The 19906-nt window shown below is 71.0% G+C and carries 18 protein-coding genes; 12 read left to right on the top strand and 6 right to left on the bottom strand.

Annotation, left to right across the window (positions count from 1 at the left end):
• Positions 1-19: 19 nt before the first annotated feature.
• The 3 genes from K8556_RS05175 to K8556_RS05165 all read right to left on the bottom strand — a co-directional run bounded on the left by K8556_RS05175 (position 20) and on the right by K8556_RS05165 (position 3180).
• Entirely contained in the window at positions 20-1072 is a 1053-nt protein-coding gene (locus tag K8556_RS05175; protein ID WP_223738900.1) for a glycosyltransferase, read from the bottom strand.
• 211 nt (positions 1073-1283) lie between these two features.
• Positions 1284-1844: a peroxiredoxin gene (locus K8556_RS05170; protein ID WP_223738899.1), complete on the bottom strand. Its 561-nt coding sequence runs from the start codon at positions 1842-1844 to the stop codon at positions 1284-1286.
• Between the two features lie 55 nt (positions 1845-1899).
• Positions 1900-3180 (bottom strand): amidohydrolase family protein, encoded by a 1281-nt coding sequence (locus K8556_RS05165; RefSeq protein ID WP_223739275.1) that lies wholly within the window; start codon positions 3178-3180, stop codon positions 1900-1902.
• A gap of 325 nt (positions 3181-3505) precedes the next feature.
• Here K8556_RS05165 and K8556_RS05160 point away from each other — a divergent pair, with 325 nt between their 5' ends.
• The 3 genes from K8556_RS05160 to K8556_RS05150 are packed head-to-tail and all read left to right on the top strand — an operon-like array spanning position 3506 to position 7468.
• On the top strand, positions 3506-5665 hold the full coding sequence (locus K8556_RS05160) for a protein kinase (RefSeq protein ID WP_370639893.1): 2160 nt from the start codon (positions 3506-3508) through the stop codon (positions 5663-5665).
• Positions 5666-5676: 11 nt separating this feature from the next.
• A complete protein-coding gene (locus K8556_RS05155) occupies positions 5677-6693 on the top strand; it encodes a PHB depolymerase family esterase (protein WP_223738898.1) in 1017 nt (338 codons plus the stop codon).
• A complete protein-coding gene (locus tag K8556_RS05150) occupies positions 6596-7468 on the top strand; it encodes a carbohydrate deacetylase (RefSeq protein ID WP_223738897.1) in 873 nt (290 codons plus the stop codon). Before K8556_RS05155 ends, K8556_RS05150 begins: the two co-directional genes overlap by 98 nt.
• Here K8556_RS05150 and K8556_RS05145 read toward each other — a convergent pair.
• Entirely contained in the window at positions 7455-9359 is a 1905-nt protein-coding gene (locus K8556_RS05145) for an ATP-binding protein (protein ID WP_223738896.1), read from the bottom strand. The genes K8556_RS05150 and K8556_RS05145 overlap by 14 nt on opposite strands.
• A gap of 194 nt (positions 9360-9553) precedes the next feature.
• On the opposite strand from K8556_RS05145, the gene queF reads away from it, so the two are divergent.
• Positions 9554-9919 carry a preQ(1) synthase gene (queF, locus tag K8556_RS05140; RefSeq protein WP_043322193.1) on the top strand — a complete coding sequence of 122 codons (366 nt, stop codon included), beginning with the start codon at positions 9554-9556 and terminating at the stop codon, positions 9917-9919.
• A 13-nt stretch (positions 9920-9932) separates the two neighbouring features.
• Here queF and K8556_RS05135 read toward each other — a convergent pair whose 3' ends face one another.
• Complete coding sequence (locus K8556_RS05135; protein WP_370639892.1) at positions 9933-10946, bottom strand: serine/threonine-protein kinase; 1014 nt, start codon at positions 10944-10946, stop codon at positions 9933-9935.
• 235 nt (positions 10947-11181) lie between these two features.
• On the opposite strand from K8556_RS05135, the gene K8556_RS05130 reads away from it, so the two are divergent.
• The 8 genes from K8556_RS05130 (at position 11182) to K8556_RS05095 (ending at position 18958) form a co-directional block, all read left to right on the top strand.
• Positions 11182-11988, top strand: coding sequence for a hypothetical protein (locus K8556_RS05130; RefSeq protein ID WP_223738894.1), 807 nt, complete (start codon positions 11182-11184; stop codon positions 11986-11988).
• Complete coding sequence (locus K8556_RS05125; protein ID WP_223738893.1) at positions 11985-12923, top strand: DUF3396 domain-containing protein; 939 nt, start codon at positions 11985-11987, stop codon at positions 12921-12923. The genes K8556_RS05130 and K8556_RS05125 overlap by 4 nt, the downstream gene beginning before the upstream one ends.
• An 85-nt stretch (positions 12924-13008) precedes the next feature.
• Entirely contained in the window at positions 13009-13596 is a 588-nt protein-coding gene (locus K8556_RS05120; protein ID WP_223738892.1) for a hypothetical protein, read from the top strand.
• Between the two features lie 117 nt (positions 13597-13713).
• A complete protein-coding gene (locus K8556_RS05115; protein ID WP_223738891.1) occupies positions 13714-15234 on the top strand; it encodes a Ppx/GppA phosphatase family protein in 1521 nt (506 codons plus the stop codon).
• A 162-nt stretch (positions 15235-15396) separates the two neighbouring features.
• Positions 15397-16620 carry a zinc-dependent alcohol dehydrogenase gene (locus K8556_RS05110; RefSeq protein ID WP_223738890.1) on the top strand — a complete coding sequence of 408 codons (1224 nt, stop codon included), beginning with the start codon at positions 15397-15399 and terminating at the stop codon, positions 16618-16620.
• An 88-nt stretch (positions 16621-16708) separates the two neighbouring features.
• Positions 16709-17266 (top strand): helix-turn-helix domain-containing protein, encoded by a 558-nt coding sequence (locus K8556_RS05105; RefSeq protein WP_223738889.1) that lies wholly within the window; start codon positions 16709-16711, stop codon positions 17264-17266.
• Between the two features lie 272 nt (positions 17267-17538).
• Positions 17539-18198, top strand: a complete 660-nt coding sequence (locus K8556_RS05100; protein WP_370639886.1) for a DUF6310 domain-containing protein — start codon at positions 17539-17541, stop codon at positions 18196-18198.
• Between the two features lies 1 nt (position 18199).
• Positions 18200-18958, top strand: coding sequence for a DUF5953 family protein (locus K8556_RS05095; protein ID WP_223738887.1), 759 nt, complete (start codon positions 18200-18202; stop codon positions 18956-18958).
• A 106-nt stretch (positions 18959-19064) separates the two neighbouring features.
• On the opposite strand, the gene K8556_RS05090 is transcribed toward K8556_RS05095, so the two are convergent.
• On the bottom strand, positions 19065-19811 hold the full coding sequence (locus K8556_RS05090) for a hypothetical protein (RefSeq protein WP_223738886.1): 747 nt from the start codon (positions 19809-19811) through the stop codon (positions 19065-19067).
• Between the last annotated feature and the right edge of the window lie 95 nt (positions 19812-19906).

The following is a 19906-nucleotide window of genomic DNA, read 5'->3' as shown; positions in this document are numbered from 1 at the left end:
CATCCCGGGTTCCGGACGGTCAGTTCAGCGAGCGCACCGGTGCCAGCCATGGGGCTCCGCGCTCCGCTTCGCTCGCGTATTGCTCCAGTTGCAGCGCCCGGTGGGCCACGGTGTGTTCGGCCAGGACCCTGGCCCGGGCTCGCATGCCCAGTTGGCGCCGGTCCGCTTCCGGCATCGCTAGCAGGTAGCGCAGCACGTCCTGCTCCGTGCGGGCGACCATCACCTCCTCACCCAGCGCGAAGACGTCCTCCAGCCCTGGCCAGGGATCACTGATGAGCGCCGCTCCACGGGCCGCTGCTTCGAACAGGCTCGCCCCTGGCGTGTGCTCGGCCTGGGAGAGGACCAGCGTGAAGCGCTGCGCTCCCAGGAAGGCCTCGTGCTCTTGGTGGAGCGGGGCCGCGTGCCTCGCCACGTTGGCGGGCCAGGCGTCATCCACCGCTGACAGCGTTCCCGCGAGGACGAAGCGCCCCTGGGGCCAGCCGCGCGCGGCGCCCAGCAACCATTGCGTCAGCAGCCCCCGCCGCTCCGGCGACGCCGGCCCCGCGTACCCCAGGTCCCAGCGCGTCCGCCCGCTGCCGGGCGCGAAGTGCTCCGCGTCCACTCCCGGCAGGAACACGCGCGCGCGGGCCACGCCCCACTCTCGCTCCAACTGTCGGGGCACCGGCCCCCCACTCGAGCAGAGATAGAGCCGGTAGCCCGTGAACAGGTCCGGCGTCATGCAGGCCGGGTCCTCCCGAAGGGCGTGCCGCGCCAACGTCCGGGGCGTGTCCCGGTCCCAGAAGACCGTGAGCCCCCTCGCCGTGTTCGTGAGCCAGCGGCTTACGTCCGCGACCTGTGCCACGTCCGCGTCCACCAGCACCAGGTCCGCGCGGCGCACCCTCGAATGGAAGCGCGCGTGGAGGTCCGCCAGGTCCAGATACGACGCCTCTCCGCGCTCACCGGGCGCCGTGCGCTCCAGGAAGAGGACCGTGTGTCCGCGCCTCCGGAGCGCCTGCGCGAGCTGCCTCGGGGCCGTGGCCGCCTGTGCGTCGGCGGGGGCCCGGCACGCGGGGCCCAGGAAGACGATGTCCATCCACTCGGGCCTCCTCACGCCCCCAGCCCGGCGGACGGAGGACGCCCCGCGCACGGCATGCCCCAGGGCTATCGCTCCGCGCCCGGGGCGGACAAGCAAGCAGGCCTCGTGCCGCGTGAACTCCTCAACGGCACGGCCTGCGTCCAGCCCACACGTGCCATGGGGACGTCCGCGAGTGGACCGTGCCCCTGTCCTGAAAGCCAGAGCGCGGCTACTTCGTCGCGGGCGCGGCCTGCGTCGGCGGCGTGTTGCCCGCCGGGGCGGAGGCGGGCTTCGCGGCGCCGCCCTTGCGCAGGGGACACGCCGCGATGGCGCCCGAGACGTCGATGGCGTCCTTGCCCTCGCTCACCTTGAGCACCTTGCGGTCATCCCCCACGACGAACGTGTAGCGCTTGGACACCGTCACCACCGGCATCTTCACGTCGTACGCGCCCACCACCTTGCCGTCCGGATCCGGGATGAACACGAAGGGCGCCTTGAGCTCCGTCTTGAAGCGCGCCAGCGTCTCCGCGTCGTCCGTGGAGAAGGCCAGCACCTGACCCTGCGCCTGCTCGATGTCCTTGTAGCGGTCGCGGTACGCGGTCAGCTCCTTCGTGCAGCCGCTGGTGAACGCCTTGGGGAAGAAGGCCACGATGACCGGCCCCTTCTTCACCATCTCCGACAGCGTGTAGGTCGTCCCCGCGGTGTCCTTCACCGTGAAGTCCGGGGCGGTGTCGCCCACCTGGGGAATCGCTGCGCTGAGCCATCCGACGACGAGCAGGGAGTTGAGCATGCCCGGGACTTAACGGGCCCCGGGCACCGCGACAAGCTCCCCCAGGCTCCAGGCTCTACGACGACGCCATGCGGGCCCACACGGCGGCGGCGGCCTCGCGCGACTGCTCGGCCACCACCGTGGGGTTCACCGACAGCGGCCTTCGCGCCCAGACGCGCCACACGCCGTCCACCATCACCGCCTCCACATGGCGGCTGCCCAGCCCGTGCACCACGTGCCACGCCAGCGTCTCCGCGGTGAGCGGCGTGGGCGACAGGTAGTCCATCACCAGCAGGTCCGCGAGCGCGCCCTCGCGCATGGGGCCGATGGCCGCCTCGAACACCTGCGACGCCAGCCGGTGTCCGTTGGCCAGGTAGCGCAGCACGTCGATGGGCTGCCCCGCCTCGCGCGAGCGCAGGTACGCCGCCTGCGCCTCCGCGAACAGGTCCGGCGACGTGCCGTCCGTCCCCAGCGACGCGCGCGCCCCGAACTTCAGCGCGGGCGCGTAGCCCACCTCCTGGCCCTGGTTGGAGCGCGGCGTGTGCAGGAACCATGTCCCCGTGGCCAGCACCTGCGCCAGGTCCGCCCACGCCAGGTGGCCCGCATGCGCCGCCATGGCGCGGGGTGACAGCAGGTTGCTGGTCAGCAGCCGCGTCACCGGCGGGTTGCCGTGGCGCTCGGTGGACAGCCGCTCGTCCAGCGGATCCTCCGCGAGCGGGAAGTGCAGCCCGGTGCCGGTGGTGTTGAGCGCCTCGCCCAGTCCCTGGAGCGCGTCGTCGCCCAGCGTGAAGCAGGGGCCCGCGCCCACCTGCCCGCGGAAGCGGCCCCGGGCCTTGCGCGCGAAGCTGACCGTCTCCTCCAGCCCCTCCTCGCGGCCCACCGCGCCCATGCGGTCCGTCACCGCGTAGGACAGCACGCCACGCACGCCCACCTCATGGAGGCCGCGCGCCGAGCGCAAGAGCGACCCCGTCACCGCCTTGGGCGAGGCGTGCAGGTCGAACAGGGTGGTGGTGCCGCACTGGATGGACTCCAGGCCACCCGCCGTGGCGGCCACCTGCACCGCGTCCAGGTCCAGCGCGTTCTCGAAGGGCCAGCGCACCTGCTCCAGCAGGGCCTGGTAGGACGTGGGCGCCGGACTGACCAGGCCGCGCGACAGCACCGTCGCCAGCCGGTGGTGGGTGTTGACGAGCCCCGGGAAGACGAGCTTGCCGGACAGCGCGACCACCTCGTCGTCGGGGCCGGGCGAAAGGTCCTCGGCCCGCGCCACGATGCGCTCACCTTCAATGCGCAGGTCCACCCGCTCCACGGACGCGGGTTCCAACTCGACGACGAAACCACCCTTGAGGACGGTGCCCAACATCCCTCCCTGCATCCGCGACGAATCGCGAGGTTCGTGAAGGCGGCCCCCTCCCCTTAGGGGTCACGCGTGAGGCGGCGGAGGTTAGCACTCCCGGCCCGTCCTCCGTCACCGGCTCCACACATCCCTGCACCCACACCCATCGTCCCGGCCGGTCCAATACGGGGGGCATGCGCGGGGGGGCCGGGGCCAGGCAGGCAGGCGGCGCGTCATGACGTTGGGCGCCGGGGGCGCGGGCCCGTAGACTGCCGCCACCTTGGTGTCGGAACCCGGCGTTTCCTGGGCAGGCCGCTACCGCCTGAGCGCGCGCATCGCGACGGGCGGCATGGCGGAGGTGTATCTGGCGCGCGCCATCAGCCTGGACGGGCAGCGCGGCCCGGCCGTGGCGGTGAAGCGGCTGATGCCGCACCTGGCCGGGGACCGGCGCATCGTGCAGATGTTCCTCAACGAGGCGCGCATCACCGCGCAGGTGCGCCACCCGAACGTGGTGTCCATCCTGGAGCTGGGCATGGAGGGCGGGGAGCCCTTCATCGCCATGGAGCTGTTGGAGGGGCGCTCGTTCGCGGAGGTGCGGCAGGAGGCCGCCGAGCGCGGCCAGCGCGTGCCGCTGGGCATCACCCTGCGCGTGCTGGTGGACGCGTGCCGGGGCCTGGACGCCGCGCACCGCGCCGTGGACGAGGCGGGCCGGCCGCTGAAAATCGTCCACCGCGACTTCACGCCGGACAACATCCACGTCGGGGCGAACGGCGCGGTGAAGGTCATCGACTTCGGCATCGCGAAGGCGGACGCGCTCGGGTCGGGGACGGAGCCCGGGACGCTGAAGGGGAAGTTCTTCTACATGTCGCCGGAGATGATCGCCGGCCGCAGCGTGGACCACCGCGCGGACCTGTTCGCCGCGGGGGTGATGCTCTACGAGCAACTGTGCGGCCGGCGGCCCTTCACCGGCATGTCCACCGAGGAGGTGCTCACGCGCATCTCCGAGGGAAGGCCGAAGCCCCCCACCGCGTTCGACCCGTCCGTGCCGCAGGCGCTGGAGGCGGTGTGTCTCAAGGCGCTCGCGAAGGACCCGGAGGCGCGCTTCGACAGCCTGCAGACGTTCATCGCCGCCATCGAGCGGCTGGGCGGGCCCGCGGAGGTCGCCGCGCCCGCGCAGGTGGCCGCGTACCTGGACACGCTGTTTCCGCCGGACCGCGACCCCAAGCGGCTGGCGCTGCGCAACGCGAGGCTCGCGGATCCCTCCAGCTCGGGCGCGGAGGGGGCCCCCACCATGGACGTGCTCCCGCCGTTCGGCGTGCAGGGCATCCCGTCCTGGCCCGTGCCGCCGCCGGTCGCCGCTCCGCCGGCCTCACGTCCCCTTCCGCCCCTGGGCACCCACACCGTGTCGATTCGCGGCGCGACCCGGCCCGTGACGGCGGAGATTCCGGTCTCGACCCCGGGCTCCCCGGCGGAGGGCGCCGCCGGACTCCAGGCTCCGGCGCCGGGTGGGAGCCAGGCGCGCGGTGACGCTCCGGCAGGGGCTCGCGAGCCGGCGTCGCGTGGCGCGCCACGGTCGCGGCGGGCCCTGGCCATCGTCGCGGGCGTGCTCGCGCTGGGCGGACTGGGCGCGGGGGCCATGTGGCACCTGCGGCGCCCGGACCTGCCGCCCCCCGCGAGGCTCGCCGCCGCCGAAGCCGCCACCACGGCGGAGGCGAAGGTGTCCGCGCTGGAGGGGCTGGGCAAGGACGTGCGCGCCACGGCCAGGGAGCTGGCTCGCGCGGGCACGCTGCTGCTCGACGCGGGCGCCCACTCGCAGGCGCTGGCGCTGGCGGAGGCCTACACCTCGCGCTTCCCGAAGGAGGCGGAGGCGCACCTGCTCGCCGCGCGCGCCGCCACCGAGCTGCGCATGGGCAAGCGCGCGGAGCGCGCCATCGACGAGGCCACCGCCCTGGCCCCCAGGGACGTCCGCGCGCCGCTGGCCCTTGCCGACCTGCGGGCCCGCCAGGGTGACGTGCCGGGGGCGCTGACCGCGCTCGCGAAGGCGTACGCGCAGGCGCCGGGCTCCGCCCAGGTCGCGCCCCGCTACGGCCAGCTCCTGTCCCAGGGAGGCCGGCTGGACGAGGCCGCCACCGTGCTGTCCGCCTGGACGCGCCAGCACGACGACGCCGAGTCCCTGGCGGAGCTGGGCTTCGTGCGCTTCCGCCAGGAGAAGCTGGACGACGCCACCGCCCTGCTCAAGCGCGCGCAGCGCAAGGCCCCCACGCTCGCGGTGGCCCACTCCTACCTGGGGGCCGTCCTCTTCCGGCAGGGCGACCTGCGCGGCGCCGAGCGCGAATACCGGGAGGCCGAGCGGCTGGCCCCGGACGACCCCCGCGCCCTCACCGCGCGTTGCCAACTCCACGTCCACGAAGGCGATGCCGCCGGGGTGGCCGAGGTGAAACGTACGCTGGCGGAAAGGTTCCCGGACCGGTCGGCGGCGCTCGCGGCGGAGTGCGGAGCGGGGAACTAACTTCCACCACCATGCGCCTTCGCTTGCTCGCCCTCGCCGCGTCCAGCCTGCTGCTGACCGCCACCGCGTGCGGTGCCACGGACGACTCCGGCACGCCGCCCGACGACGAAACGGAGCTTCCGGACACGTCGGCCGGGGACGTGGCTCCCCCGGACCGCACGGCCTGTTCGGGCCTGACCGTGACGCCCGGCACCTACGACTGGACCGTCGAGCACGGCGGCCGCACCCGCGCCTTCCGCGTCCACGTCCCCACCGGCTACGACGCCACGAAGCCCACGCCCGTCGTCCTCAGCTTCCACGGCTTCGGCTCCACCGAGCAGGAGCAGGAGCTGCTGACCGGCTTCTCCTCGCTGGCCGACGCGGAGGGCTTCATCGCGGTGTACCCGCGCGGACTCAGCTTCCAGGAGGTCTACGGCCGGGGAGACGCGGACACCCGGGGCTGGAACGGCGAGGCGTGCTGTGGCCCGGCGCAGCTCGCCAACGTGGACGACGTGGGCTTCGTGGACGCGCTGCTCGCGGACCTGGACACCCGCGTGTGCACGGACCCGCGCCGCGTCTTCGCCAACGGCTTCTCCAACGGGGGGTTCTTCTCCTACCGGCTGGCCTGTGAGCGCGCCCAGCGCATCGCGGCCATCGCGCCCGTGTCGGGCATGGAGGGCGTGACGGACTGCCGCCCGTCGCGTCCGGTCCCCGTGCTCCACTTCCACGGCAGCGCCGACGAGACCATCTTCTACGACGGCGGCAGCAACGTCCCCGGCGGCAAGCCCTACCCGTCCGCCCCGGAGTCCGTGCGCCGCTTCGCGGAGCTCAACGGCTGCGCCGGTCCTCAGCAGCAGACGTATCAGCAGGGCAACAGCACCTGCGTGGCGTATACGGGCTGCCAGCCGGAGAGCGCCACCGCGAGCCTGTGCACCGTCACCGGCGGCAAGCATGCGTGGCCCGGCCAGCCGCTCTACAACGGCGGCACGACGGACCTGGACGCGTCCCTCCAGATGTGGCGCTTCTTCCAGGCGCGTCCCCGCCCCTGAAGGAGGCCGCGTCACGCCGCCCCGCGCGCTCATCATCAACGCCGATGACCTGGGCTACGACCCGGGCATCACCCGGGGCATCCTCCAGGCGATGCGCGAGGGCGTCGTCTCCTCCGCCACCCTGCTGGTGAACGCACCGGACTCCGAGTCCGCCGCGAGGCAGGCCCGGGGACTCGCCATCGGGTTGCACCTGAACCTGGACCGGGGCGCCCCCGTGGCCCCCGGATTCCCGAGCGGGTGGCGCACCGTGGACGGAGGCCTCGACGGCGGCCGCGTGGGCGGGCTCCCCGCGGACGTGGTGGAGGCGGAGGCGCTCGCGCAGTTGGAGCGGCTGGAGCGGCTGCTGGGCCAGGCCGCCACGCACCTGGACGTACACAAGCACCTGCACCGGCACCCCCAGGTCCTGGAGGGACTGTCGCGCGTCGCGAGGCGCGCGGGCCTCCCGGTGCGCTCCATCGACGCGGACATGCGCGGCGCGCTGAGGGCCCGAGGGGTGGCCACGAACGACCACTTCGTGGGCGAGTCCGGCGCGACGGCGTACTGGACGGCGGAGCGCTTCGCCCAGGCCCTGGCGGCGCTGCCTGGCGAAGGCGTCACGGAGTGGATGTGCCACCCCGGCCACCTGCCCGAGCTCGTCACCACGCGCTACGCCGCGCAGCGCGAGGTGGAGCGGGCCACCTTCGTGGATGCCCGTGCGCGCACGGCGCTGGAACAGGCGGGAGTCCGTCCCTCGGACTACCGCGCCCTGCGCGAGGACCGACTCACGCGGGCGTGACGAGCGGGAGCTCCGACTCCACCGGCGTCAGCGTCCGGCGCGCCTCGCGCGTCAGCACGGTGCGCACACCCGCGAGCAGCTCCTCCGGACGGTACGGCCGGGGACACAGCGCGGCGTTCTCCTGCGCCCACCACGGCCGCGCATCCCCCGCCAGCAGGATGGGCACCGGCCGCGCTCGGGGCAGCGTGGCGAAGGTCTCCAGGAAGCTGCCCACCGCGGACTGCGTGGCGCTCGTGGACAGGACGATAAGGTCCACCGGCAGGTGCGTCGCCTTGCGCAGGGCCTCCGCGCCGCTCTGCACGGTGAAGACCTCGAAGCCCTCCGCCCGCAGGGTGCGCTCCGCCGTGGCCTCCTGGTTCGAGTCCTCGTCCAACACCAGCACGCGCCGGGGCAGCCTCCGCACCTCATGCGCGGGCATGCGCGGCAGGTCCAGGAGGAACGTGGAGCCCTCGCCCTCGCGGCTGCGCAGCGCCAGCGCGCCGCCGTGCATCTTCACGATGGAGTGGCTGATGAACAGGCCCAGCCCCAGCCCCCCGAAGTTGCGGTGCGACACGTTGCGCGCCCGGTAGAAGCGCTGGAACACCAGCGCCTGGTCCGCGCCCGGAATCCCGATGCCGTGGTCCTGCACCTGGATGCGCGCCGACTCCGCCGTGCGCCCCACCCGCACCGCGATGGGCGCCCCGGCCGGGCTGTACTTGTGCGCGTTCTCCAGCAGGTTCACCAGCACCTGCTCCAGCCTGTCCCTGTCGCCCAGCACCCAGACGCCGTCGTGCGGCACGTCCACCGTGAAGGGGCGCTCGAAGGCGTGGCGGAAGTGGTCCACCACCTCCGCCACCAACTGCCCCACCTCCAGCGGCGACGACTCCAGCGCCAGCCGGCCCAGCTCCAGGCGGCTCGCGTCCAGCAGGTCCTCCACCAGCCCCGCCAGCCGGTCCACCTGCCGCTTCGACTTGAGCACGCTCGCGAGCGCCACCGGCTGCCCGGCGGCGATGCGGCGCTCCATGGAGTACAGGCCCAGCTTCAGCGGCGTGAGCGGCGTCTTCAGCTCGTGCGACGCGATGGACATGAACTCCTCGCGCACGCGCAGGGCGGACTGGGCTTCGCGCAAGAGCCGCGCGTTCTCCACCGCCACCGCCAGTTGGCTGGCCGCCGCGCTCCACATCTCCAGCTCGCGCACGGAGAAGGACGCGCCCTGTTCCTTGTAGATGAGCAGCAGGCCCACCGTGCGGCGCGGCGCGCACAACGGCACCGCCGCGAACACGGAGCCCACCGCGTCGCCGTAGCCGCGCTGGATGCCCAACTGCGGCTGGCGCAGGGCCAGGGCCTGACGGTAGGGGTCCTCGGACGGGTCGAACGCGTCCTGGGGCGCGTCCAGGCCCTCCAGGTCCGACACCGCCATGCGCTTGAGCGTCGCGTCGTCCTCCTCATAGAGGAACACCTCCGCGCGCCGCACCTGCGCGCACCGCACCAGCGACACCACGGCGGCCGAGCAGACGCGGTCCACCTCCAGCGACTCACCCACCGCGCGGGCAATCTCCCGCACGGCCTGTGAAAACGCCCCCTCGTCGTCCACGCCGGACGGCTCCACCACCAGCCACGCCCCGGCCGAGCCGTCCGTGTGGGTGGGCTTCACCTGCACACGCACCTGCCGGAGCGTGCGGGTGATGACATGGCCGGAGTGGGCCCGGTGCTCGCGGATGGCGCGCTCCAGGGCGTCCAGGCTGCGGCCGGGCTCCAGGGCCTCCAGCAGGGTGCTGCCCGGGGAGAGCGTCACGCCCGTCTTGGCCGCGAAGCCCGCCTCGCACCATTGGACGCGCAGGTCGGGTCCCACGCGCAGCAGCGCTTGGGGCAGGCACGAGAGGACATCCTCGACGTCATTGGGTGGCAGCATGGAAGGGGGCGAAGCAGGGGTCGCCGGAGGGAGATAGGAATCCCCGAGCATGATCGCCAACCACCCCCGGACGTTCTCCTGTCCCCGGGGGTCGCGGCACGTTGGGACCCGAACAGAGCCCCGGGCCGGGCAGCCGGGGAGGCGACGTCGTGGAGGGCGGTGACACGCGCCGAACGTGTGCTAGACGACAGCGCATGCCCTCTCAGCCGTCCAAGGAAATCCAGACCTTCCCCAACCCCGCCGCCGATCGCGACTACGAGATCGCCTTCGACGTGCCGGAGTTCACCTGCCTGTGCCCGCTCACGGGCCAGCCGGACTTCGCGCGCTTCACCATCAAGTACGTGCCGGATCAGCTCTGCGTGGAGCTCAAGAGCCTGAAGATGTACATGTGGTCCTACCGCAACGAAGGCGCCTTCCACGAGAAGGTGACCAACACCATCGCGGACGACATCATCAAGGCCATCCAGCCGCGCAAGCTCACCGTGGTGGGCGACTTCTTCGTGCGCGGCGGCATCGGGACCATCGTCACCGTCACGCACGACAAGAAGAAGCAGGCCTGAAGCCCCGCGCCGCTCAGCGGGTGAGCTGCTCCAGCAGCGGCGCCCACTGGGACTGGGACAGGTAGAGGCCGGTGCCCGCCGCGGCGATGCCAGCGGTGAGCGCGGCCAGCACCCACTTGAGCCTGCCGGGCGCGCGCGCGGGCTTCTTCGTGGCGAAGACGTCCAGCACGCCCAGCTCCTGCTGGGTGAGGTGGGCCAGGGCCTCCGTCTCCGTGAGCTTCTCGCGGTAGCGCAGGAAGGCCACGAGCAGCGCGGGGTGGGACACGCGCACCTCGTGGGCGAGGAACAGGTCCAGCTCGCGGCGCATGGCCGCGGCGTCCGGGAAGCGGGCCTCCGGCTTCACCGACAGCGCGCGCTTCACGATGCGCGCGAGCGGTGGCGGCACGTGCGGGGCCACCTTCTGGAGGGGGATGAACTTGCCGTCGCGGATGCGGGCGAACACCTCGCCGGCCGTCTTGCCCACGAAGGGGCGGGTGCCGGAGAGGGCCTCGTAGAGGAGCACGCCCAGGGAGAAGATGTCGGTCCGCGCGTCGATGGGCGCGCCCGTCACCTGCTCCGGGGACATGTACGACGGCGTGCCCACGGCCATGCCCTGCTGGGTGAGGGCCTCCAGGCTCACGTCCTTGGCGATGCCGAAGTCCATGAGCTTCACCTCACCGGACTTGGTGAGCATGACGTTCGCGGGCTTCAGGTCGCGGTGGATGATGCGGCGGAAGTGGGCGTGGTCGAGCGCGCTGGCGATGCGCGCGCCGATGACGGCGGCGACGTCCGGGGGCAGCGGGCCGTCCTTGATGAGGCCGTGGAGGGTGGGGCCGTCCACGTACTCCATGACCATGAAGAGGCTGTCGTTCTTCTCCACCAGGTCATAGAGCGTGACGATGTTCTGGTGGCGGAAGGCGGCGAGCGCCAGCGCCTCGCGGCGGAAGCGGGACAGGGCCTCCTGGTCGCGCTGGCCTTCGGGGAGCAGCTCCTTGATGGCGACCTCGCGCTGGAGCAGCTCATGCAGGCCGCGATACACGAGCGCCATGCCGCCCCGGCCCAGCTCGCCGAGCACGCGGCAGGCGCCAATCTTGCGGTGACGGATCCTCTCACTCTTCTCTGCGGCGGCGACGGTCACGGGTCGCAGGGTATCGATTCACGTCTCATGCGTCGATGGGCCCTCCCTGGCGGGGCGGATTCGCACAGGTGTGATGGAAAGGCGCGGTGTCGCTGTCTCGCGCCAGGGGGCCTACCCGGAGCCCGGGGACTGGCAGGATGGCGACATGGCACTGCGACCGTGGATGCGTGGACTGTGGCTGCTGCTGGGCCTGGGGCTGGGCGGCTGCGCGGGGCCACGTCCGCGCACGTATGCGCAGCAGGGCATGGACTCGGTGTCGAACACCTGCCGGACCCAGCCGGCGCTGTGCACCGGGCCGGAGTCGGTGATGCCCGTCCCGCGCGCGGCGCAGGTGGCCACGCTGATGGCGGGGGCGAAGCTGGCCATGGACGCGGAGGCGAAACGCGCGGTGGAGTCCGTGCTGAAGCAATGCGCGGATCAGGCGCGGACGGAGGTGCTGCTCCGGTACCAGGACGGGAGGGACCCTACGGTCGCGCAGTGCAACGAACTGGTTCGCAATGCTCGGGGTGAGACCGTGTCCCGCGCCATCTGGCTGGGGGAACAGATGCACGCCGTGGCGCTGGCATGCGCCGGAGAGGGCCTGGAGGCCGTGATTCCGGGGCGCTTCAGCATCGAGCCGACCTACCGCCCTGCTCAATACACTGGCACCTTCACTCCCTTGAGTCACGAAGAGGTCGAACTGCTCAAGCAACCCCGCTTCCTGTACGAGCTGAAGGGGACCCTCTCACCGGACATCGTCATCCACACCGGTGACCCCATCCGGGTCAGCGCGGTCTACGATTTCAAGTTCTTCTGTTCGAACGCCGCCACGAGGGGCGCGCCCGGGTGGCGGCCCCTTTCAAAGAACCCTTCGTCCACTGAACCGACACAGAAAAACACCTATATGGACGCCTTCAATCTAGCCCCTGGCCAGGTGCTTCGCGTCATTCCCAGATGGGGAGTCCTCGAATGACAAACCTGCCCCGCGTCCGGATCTACATCAAGAGTGACTTCGAGCCGGACTTCCTCGCCGTGAACGACGGCCTCCAGTTGTGTCTCTTCATGCCGCATGCGCACAACGCCTTGAAGCCTCGGATACAGCGAGCGCTCGACCTGTATCGCAAGGCCATTGGGAAGGACACTCTGGGCTTCTATGGAGATCTCGACGGACAATGGCAGACACTCGACACGGAGGGTTGGCAGCTCATCTACCAGCGGATTCACGATGGAGATGTCAGCCATCTTCAATTGCTGGGTGCCGCCACCACCTCCGACCCTTACTCGGAAAGCCATCGGTACAAGTTCCATTACGTGGGGTACGCGCTCGACCGTCCCCCCGAAGACCTCCATTGGCCGAACGCGGTCAGCGCACTGCAACTGACCTTTCCCACGGAGTTCCTGGAAGCCCAGGGGCCCGAGCGCTTCCGAGCACTGGCGATTGAGATTGCCAGCGCCCTCCCCTTCAGCTCGGGCCAGGCGGGCCTTTCATTCAACGGCGAGCCCCTGGCATCTGTCGTCCGCGATGAGGTGAAGGCACTGAGTTCCCGCCATCCGGCCATGGATGTGCCCAACCTGGACGACGTGGCCCGGGACCTGGGAACCCGCGTGCGCGCCCCGGCCTGGATGAACTTCCTGGGTCCACCGGTCCTCCAAGAACTGGGGGGAGTGGAAGGGCTGCGCTCCCGGCTGCACTCGCCGGGCACCACCGTGCAGGCACTGGGACCGGACCGGGCTGTCGTCACGCTGGGCCCGTGGCCGGAGGCCGGTGACGCCGAGCAGGGACAGACATTGCCTGCCTACCGGGAGCTCGCGCGCGTGCTCGAACCCTGGCTGTACCAGGGCTCCGGGCCCGAAGACTGTGACTTCTTCACCATGACGCGCCGCTGGCAGCGCCGTTTCCTCGACTGAGCGCTCCGCCTCCCGTTCCCCTCCGCCCTGCACCGCCCCGCGGGCGTTCCCATGCTTCATCCATTCAACGTGCCTGGAGGACGCCATGACGGAACGGGACGCATACATCCAGAAGCTGGAGGCCGAGCAGCGCGAGGCGACCGCTCGCTTCCGTGAAATCGAAGCCCAGGCGGACCTGGCCGACAGCGAGGACTCCCTCGATGTCCTCACCGGCGCCCAGGCCTTCGGCGACGACGTCAACCGTGAGCTCCAGGCGCTCCGCCGCGCGGACGAGCGCGACTGGGAGCGCGTCAAGGCCGGCGCGGAGAAGGCCCGCGGGCGCTTCCGTGAGCACCTGGACCGGGCCAGCAGCCGGTGGGAAGCGCTCCGCGAAGGCTACCGCCGCCAGCGCGAGGCCGAGCTGAAGGCGCTGGGCGCGCAGATGGACGGGTGGATCGCCGCCCACCAGCGCACCCGGGCCGAGGACTCGCTGCTCACGCGCGAGGAGCTCGACTTCATCACGCGCGGCCTGAAGACCTCCGGCGAGCTGCTCAAGAACCTGCGCCACGCGCACGGACATGCCTGGAAGACGGCCCGCGATCAGTACGAGGCCAACTGGCGCGAGTTGCAGGAGCGCTCCCGCCACATCCGCGCCGAGGGCGCCACCGCCCCCGAAGGCGCCTCCCCGCCCTGATAGGTCATCTTCACCAACGCCACACGGCTGTCACACGGCTACGCTAGGAACCGCCCCCACCCGGAGGGACACGGCCCGGAAGGACCGTGCCCCTCCAGGCGTTTCGTCCGCGAGCCCATGGCCCCTCCCGCACGCCCCTCCCCGACCCCCGTCCTCGCCGCCATCGATGTGGGCACCAACGCCGTGCGCCTGGAGCTGGCCCGCCCGGACGCCGAGGGCTCGCTCGAGACCCTCCACCAGGAGCGCGACCCCATCCGCCCCGGCGAGGGCGTCTTCACCACCGGCGAGATGCCCCCGGAGACGGCCGACCGGCTCCTGTCCACCCTGCGCCGCTACGCCGCGCTCTGCCGCCGCCACAAGGCCCAGGTGCGCGCCGTCGCCACCAGCGCGCTGCGCGAGGCCCGCAACCAGCAGGACATCGTGCGCCGAGTGCACGAGGAGGCCGGCCTGGAGCTGGAGGTCGTCAGCGGCAAGGAGGAGGCCCGCCTCATCTGCCTGGGCGTGCTGCACAGGAAGCCCTCCAACACCCGCTCGCTCCTCGTGGACATCGGCGGTGGCAGCACGGAGGTCGCCATCGCCACCGGAGAGAAGCCCGACGAGCTCTGGAGCCTCTCCCTGGGCTCCGTGCGCCTCACGGAGGTGTTCGACACCGCGCGCGCCGTGACGCCCAAGCAACTGCGGCTGATGCGCGGCTTCGTGGAGGAGGTCCTCCACAAGACGCTCCCGGAGAAGCTCCCCGCCCTGCCCCGCGTGGCGCTGGGCTCGTCCGGGACCATTGGCGCCGTGGTGGGCTTCGCCGCCGCGGACAACGGAGGCAACGCCACCGTGCGACAGCTCACCCAGACCGTGGAGACCCTGGCGAAGATGCCGCCGGAGCGCCGCCGCAAGCGCTTCGACCCGCGCCGCGCGGACATCATCGTCTCCGGCGCCGTCATCCTGGAGGGCGTCGCGCGCCACCTGGGCGTGGAGTCCGTCAGCGTCGTCAACCGCGGCCTGCGCGACGGCCTGCTGGTGGACCTGCTCTACCGCCAGGACGAGACGCGCGAAGACAGCAGCCTCGCGGACGCGGCGCTCGCCATGGGCCAGCGCTTCCGCTTCGACGAGAAGCACGCCCGCCAGGTGGCGCGCATGTCCCTGGCCCTCTTCGACGGACTGGCCGCGCTGCACCAGTTGCCCCTGTCCGTGCGCACGCACCTGGAGGTCGCCGCGCTCCTGCACGACATCGGCACGGCGGTCAGCTACGAGCGCCACCACCGCCACACGTACTACCTCATCCACAACGCGGACCTGCCGGGCCTGGCGGACCGCGAGCGGGAGATCATCGCGCGCGTCGCCCGCTACCACCGGCGCTCCCAGCCGGAGCTGTCCCACTCCGGCATGGCCGGGCTCACCCCGTCCGAAGCGCGGCGCGTGCGCAAGCTGGCCACGCTGTTGCGCCTGGCGAACGCGCTGGACCACAGCCACCACCAGCCCATCCGCGACTTCAAGGTGACGGACGGCCGCGAGGTGGTGACGCTGCACCTGCACGCCCGCCACCCGCTCGACCTGGAGCTGTGGAACGCCGAGCGCGAGGTCGCGGCCTTCCGCAAGGTGTTCGGCAAGCGGCTCGCATTCCAGGTCCACTCGGCCGGGCGCTAGGGCCGGCCTCCCCGCCCGCCCTCCTGTGGAGGGAGCGCTGCGCCCGTCCTGCCCCGCTCCACCGCCGTGGCCAGAGTCCAGACGAACGGGTCCCGTGCGCCTTCGTGACAGCGCCGTGGGCCTTCACGTCTTTCGAGGCCCTGGCGGGGCAAGGAGCGGAACATGAAGGCAGTCGTTTTCCATGGCATCGGGGACATCCGGCTGGACGACGTCGCGGAGCCGAAGCTGAAGGAGCCCACGGACGCCATCATCCGGCTGACCGCCAGCGCCATCTGCGGCACGGACCTGCACATGATTCGCGGCACCATGCCCGGCATGAAGCCCGGCACCATCCTCGGCCACGAAGGCGTGGGCGTCATCGAGGAGCTGGGCAAGGACGTGCGCAACTTCAATGTGGGTGACCGCGTGGTCATCTGCTCCACCATCGGGTGCGGCAACTGCTCGTACTGCCGCGCGGGCTACTATGCCCAGTGCAACGACGCGAACCCCCATGGCCCCGACGCGGGCACGGCCTTCTTCGGCGGCCCGGAGATGACAGGCCCCTTCGACGGCATGCAGGCGGAGAAGGCGCGCATCCCGCACGCGGCGGTCACCATGGTGAAGGTGCCCGAGGGCGTCACCGACGACCAGGCCATCCTGGTCTCCGACATCTTCCCCACGGGCTACTTCGGCGCGGAGATGGCGGAGATCAAACCGGGTGACACCGTGGCGGTGTTCGGCTGCGGCCCGGTGGGCCTGTTCGCCATCGTGAGCGCGAAGCTGTTGGGCGCGGGGCGCATCTTCGCCATCGACTGCCACGAGGACCGGCTGGCGCTCGCGAAGGCCCAGGGCGCGGAGGTCATCCACTTCGAGGAGGAGGACCCGGTGGAGACGCTCAAGCGCTTCACCGGCGGCATCGGCGTGGACCGCGCCATCGACGCGGTGGGCGTGGACGCGCAGCACGCGCACCTCGGCCCGGCCGCCAGGAAGGCCAGGGCGGAGAAGCCCGAGTTCAAGCGCGAGGTGGAGCAGGTCGCGCCCAAGCAGAACCCGGACGGAGACAACTGGGTGCCCGGCGACGCGCCGTCGCAGGCCGCGCAGTGGGCGGTGCAGGCGCTGGCCAAGGCGGGCACGCTGTCCATCATTGGCGTGTACCCGCAGACGATGAACGCGTTCCCCATTGGCGAGGCGATGAACAAGAACCTCACCCTGCGTATGGGCAACTGCAACCACCGCAAGTACATCCCCAAGCTGCTGGAGCTGGTGCGCTCCGGCGCGGTGGACCCCACGGCCATCCTGAGCCACGTGAAGTCCATGGCCTCCGCCATCGACGCGTACCGCAACTTCGACCTGCGCAAGCCGGGCTGGGTGAAGGTGGAGCTGGAGCCGGGCGCCACGCTCCAGTGACGCGTCACGCGTCCGAAGCAGCGAGGCGATAGCGGAGGAGCTCCGACGAGATGGCATGGGCGCCAATGCGTTGGCAGAATGCCAGCGCATGAGCGATGAGGACCTTCCCGGCAGGCTGGCGCGCAACCTGAGGACGCTGCGGGAGACGCGAGGGGCCACGCAGGTGCAGTTGGCGAAGCTGGCGGGCGTGCCCCGGGCCACCTGGGCGCATCTGGAGTCTGGAGCGGCGAACCCCACGCTGTCGGTGCTGCACCGGGTGGCGGGAGCGCTCCAGGTGTCCCTGGAGGAGCTGCTGGCCCGGCCCAAGGCGAGCGCCCGGCACTACCGGCGAGACAGCCTGCCCATGAAGCAGCGAGGCGCGGCCTTCCTGCGCAAGCTGCTGCCGGATCCGCTGCCGGGCATGGAGTTCGACCGGCTGGAGCTGCCGCCCAAGGCGCGCATCACCGGCGTGCCCCACACGCCGGGCACGCGTGAGTACCTGGCTTGTGAGTCCGGCACCATCGCGCTGGTGGCCAGCGGCGAGCGGTTCATCCTCGAAGCCGGTGACGTCGTCGTCTTCCGGGGAGACCAGAAGCACTCCTACGAGAACCCCGGCGCGCGCACGTCGGTGGGCTACTCCGTCGTGCTGCTCGCGCCGTCGCTGTGAGCCACCAGGACGCCGCCATGCGCAATCATGCCTGCATCGCGCTGCTCCTGTTTCTGTCGGCCTGTGCATCGCCCGCACCTGGCTTGAAGCAACCCGCGGCCCAAAACCAGAGGCTCACCAACCTCCATCGGGCGGCGTCGCTGCCGTGGAGAGACCAGGGTCGATGCGCCGTTCGCGAGGCCTCCCAATCCTGGCCTGTGCTGGCGGAGCGATGCTTTCGCGCTCTGGACCATGACCGGATCCGATTCCACGATCCGACTGGGAGATGCACGGTGGCCTCCGCGGAGGCCGCTGCGCTGGGACTTGGGGTCTGCGTCCTGGCAGCGCCGGAGATCGTCGTGGGGGTGGTGATTGTCGTCGGAGTGGTCGTGGTGGGCGTCGCCATCAAGGAGGCAATGGACGCATACGAGCTGAAGGGGATGTATCCCGAGAAAGCACGCCCCACGTCCGAGCCGGAGCCCGCCGCGCAGGAGTCCTCGCCAGTTCATGCCCCAATGCCGGATGGGGCCTCTTCAGGACGGGATTGGTTTCCTCCTGTCCCGCCAGGACTGGAGCCCCGTGACCGTCCCCCGGAATGCACGCCCAGACGGATTCCTCCCAAGGGAGGCCACCCTCTGCATAACAAGTGTGCCGACAACATCCCGTCCAACGCATTCCGCGGCGCCAACGTCCTCATCAACGGAAAGGCCTTCGATGCGCTCCAACTCGCCACGCTGACGCTGTGGGAGGTCAAGACGAATGACATCGAGACCTACAACCCCTTCGTCCGGCAAGCGGAGCTCGACAAGCAGGTCAAGGAGGCACAGCGTGAGCGCGCCCTTGCCGCGGCATGTGGCTATGACTTCGTCATCGGCGTCCGCTCAGAGGCCCACAAGGCAATGCTCGAGCGAGCGGACTTCACACTCAAGGTCGTCGTCATGGAGTGGTGCTGAAATGCCTGCCTCTAGAGAAGCCCTTGGCATCAGTGTCTATGCACCCGTTCTCGCAGGTAACGACAGCCGCCCGGCAGAGGTCGTTCGGGCCATGGAACAGGCGCTCTCCGGCGTGTGCCTGACGTGGATGGTCTCCAACGATGGCCGGCTCGTCGAATTGCCTCAGCGCGATGATTGGCTCGATGGGGCCAGGGCGAACGGTGGCTTTCCGCTCCTCTGCAACAATGATGAGGATCATCCCGTGATGATTTCGGCCAGGGAACGTCCGACGATGCCCGGGCCCAGCGGACACGCAGTCCTCGAAGTCCATGCGAGCATTCCGTTCGACGCAGATGGCATCGCGGCGGCATCACGTGTGTTGGAGGGACTCGCGGAAAGCGCTCGTGCATCCTGGGGACACGCTTCACCGGAAGGCATGGGTTCGGAACTCGCCAGGCAGATGCGCCATTCGCCCCAAGGCCCCGAGCATTCACCTCGTGGGCTCCCCATACTCAAGCTGCCATGGCACATCCGAACACCCGCTGTGCCCTACCATCTGGGATGGATGAACTACTGGTCGGCCGCTGCCGCACGCGCCATCGGGTTTCCCGACCCGGCCCGTGACGCGGACCTGCTGTCCCGAGCGCGGCACACACAGACGGGGGGATGGCTCGTGCAGCTCACGGATGCGCCGCTCGATTTCACCAACCCCGCCCATCTCGAAGTGCTCCTGCGCACCTATGAACGCTTCCCTCTTGTGGGAGGACGCGTGGAGCCTTGACCGCGCCAGTGTTGAGCCCATTGAGCTGCTTGCAAGTGAGGCTCGACGCCGAGATGACGCTCAGTGAATGGAGGGCTGGGAACCTGAAGTTCTCAGACGCCTGAGCCTACGCCCCACCGCCCTGCCACGTCAGCATCCCCATCACGCCCACGTCGCGGGCTCCTCCCGCGTGGAGCCTCCAGGGCACCGACACTCCGAACTCCAGGGACTTCAGCGGGCGCGCCAGGAGCCCCGGTGACAGGAGCAAGGTGGACGTTCCGTCCTCGTCCCTCCACCCGGCCTCCACCATGGGCCGCAGCGGCCCCAGGGCCAGCACCGCTCCGGCCGCGAAGTCCGGATGCAGCTCGCTTCCCAGGCCGCGCACCCCGGGCAGCTCCTCCGCCTTCAACTGGAGGTTGAAGCCCACCGGCCCCACGTCCTGATACGCCAACAGGTAGGGCTCGAAGCCCGGGCGGAAGCGGTCGTCCGTGAGGTCTCGCGTGGCCTCCAGGTCCATGCCCAGGCTCAGCGTGAAGCCCCGCCGTCTGTCATTGACCAGCGCCAGGGCGATGCCCGCCTCCGCCGTGTCCAGCCCTCGCGGATCCTCCGGCGTCGTCAGCGCCACCTTCGCTTCCACCTGCACACGGTCGCTCAGGCCGTACTCGCCGCGCACCGGCAGCTCGAAGCGCGTCTCACCGTCCTGACGCGTCCACTCCAGCCCCGTGCCCAGCTCCACCTGCCCCCGCTGCTGAGGCGGCGCTCCATCTCCCAGAAAGAACTCCTGCACCCGCCCCTGCACCCCCTCCTCCGCCAAGGCGGGCACCGAAAAGAGGCCCAGCAGTCCCACCGTGACGAGCCGCCGTCCGTTCGCCATGCCCCCATGCTGGACACGGCCCTCAGCCTCCGGGGCCCCTCCGCCGTGCGCCCCACCGCCCGGCTGCCCGCCCGCTTCCGGAACAACCCGTGACG

The organism is Corallococcus sp. AS-1-12 (assembly GCF_020036995.1).
Taxonomy (GTDB): Bacteria; Myxococcota; Myxococcia; order Myxococcales; family Myxococcaceae; genus Corallococcus.
The sequence above is the reverse complement of the archived record's forward strand: the minus strand, read 5'-3'. Positions and strand labels throughout refer to the sequence as shown.

Coding starts and splice junctions, on each gene's coding strand:
- K8556_RS05175 (WP_223738900.1), bottom strand. CDS start 1,072: ATGGACATCGTCTTCCTGGGCCCCGCGTGCCGGGCCCCCGCCGACGCA.
- K8556_RS05170 (WP_223738899.1), bottom strand. CDS start 1,844: ATGCTCAACTCCCTGCTCGTCGTCGGATGGCTCAGCGCAGCGATTCCC.
- K8556_RS05160 (WP_370639893.1), top strand. CDS start 3,506: ATGGCGGAGGTGTATCTGGCGCGCGCCATCAGCCTGGACGGGCAGCGC.
- K8556_RS05155 (WP_223738898.1), top strand. CDS start 5,677: ATGCGCCTTCGCTTGCTCGCCCTCGCCGCGTCCAGCCTGCTGCTGACC.
- K8556_RS05150 (WP_223738897.1), top strand. CDS start 6,596: ATGCGTGGCCCGGCCAGCCGCTCTACAACGGCGGCACGACGGACCTGG.
- K8556_RS05145 (WP_223738896.1), bottom strand. CDS start 9,359: ATGCTGCCACCCAATGACGTCGAGGATGTCCTCTCGTGCCTGCCCCAA.
- queF (WP_043322193.1), top strand. CDS start 9,554: ATGCCCTCTCAGCCGTCCAAGGAAATCCAGACCTTCCCCAACCCCGCC.
- K8556_RS05135 (WP_370639892.1), bottom strand. CDS start 10,946: ATGGCGCTCGTGTATCGCGGCCTGCATGAGCTGCTCCAGCGCGAGGTC.
- K8556_RS05130 (WP_223738894.1), top strand. CDS start 11,182: ATGGCACTGCGACCGTGGATGCGTGGACTGTGGCTGCTGCTGGGCCTG.
- K8556_RS05125 (WP_223738893.1), top strand. CDS start 11,985: ATGACAAACCTGCCCCGCGTCCGGATCTACATCAAGAGTGACTTCGAG.
- K8556_RS05120 (WP_223738892.1), top strand. CDS start 13,009: ATGACGGAACGGGACGCATACATCCAGAAGCTGGAGGCCGAGCAGCGC.
- K8556_RS05115 (WP_223738891.1), top strand. CDS start 13,714: ATGGCCCCTCCCGCACGCCCCTCCCCGACCCCCGTCCTCGCCGCCATC.
- K8556_RS05110 (WP_223738890.1), top strand. CDS start 15,397: ATGAAGGCAGTCGTTTTCCATGGCATCGGGGACATCCGGCTGGACGAC.
- K8556_RS05105 (WP_223738889.1), top strand. CDS start 16,709: ATGAGCGATGAGGACCTTCCCGGCAGGCTGGCGCGCAACCTGAGGACG.
- K8556_RS05095 (WP_223738887.1), top strand. CDS start 18,200: ATGCCTGCCTCTAGAGAAGCCCTTGGCATCAGTGTCTATGCACCCGTT.
- K8556_RS05090 (WP_223738886.1), bottom strand. CDS start 19,811: ATGGCGAACGGACGGCGGCTCGTCACGGTGGGACTGCTGGGCCTCTTT.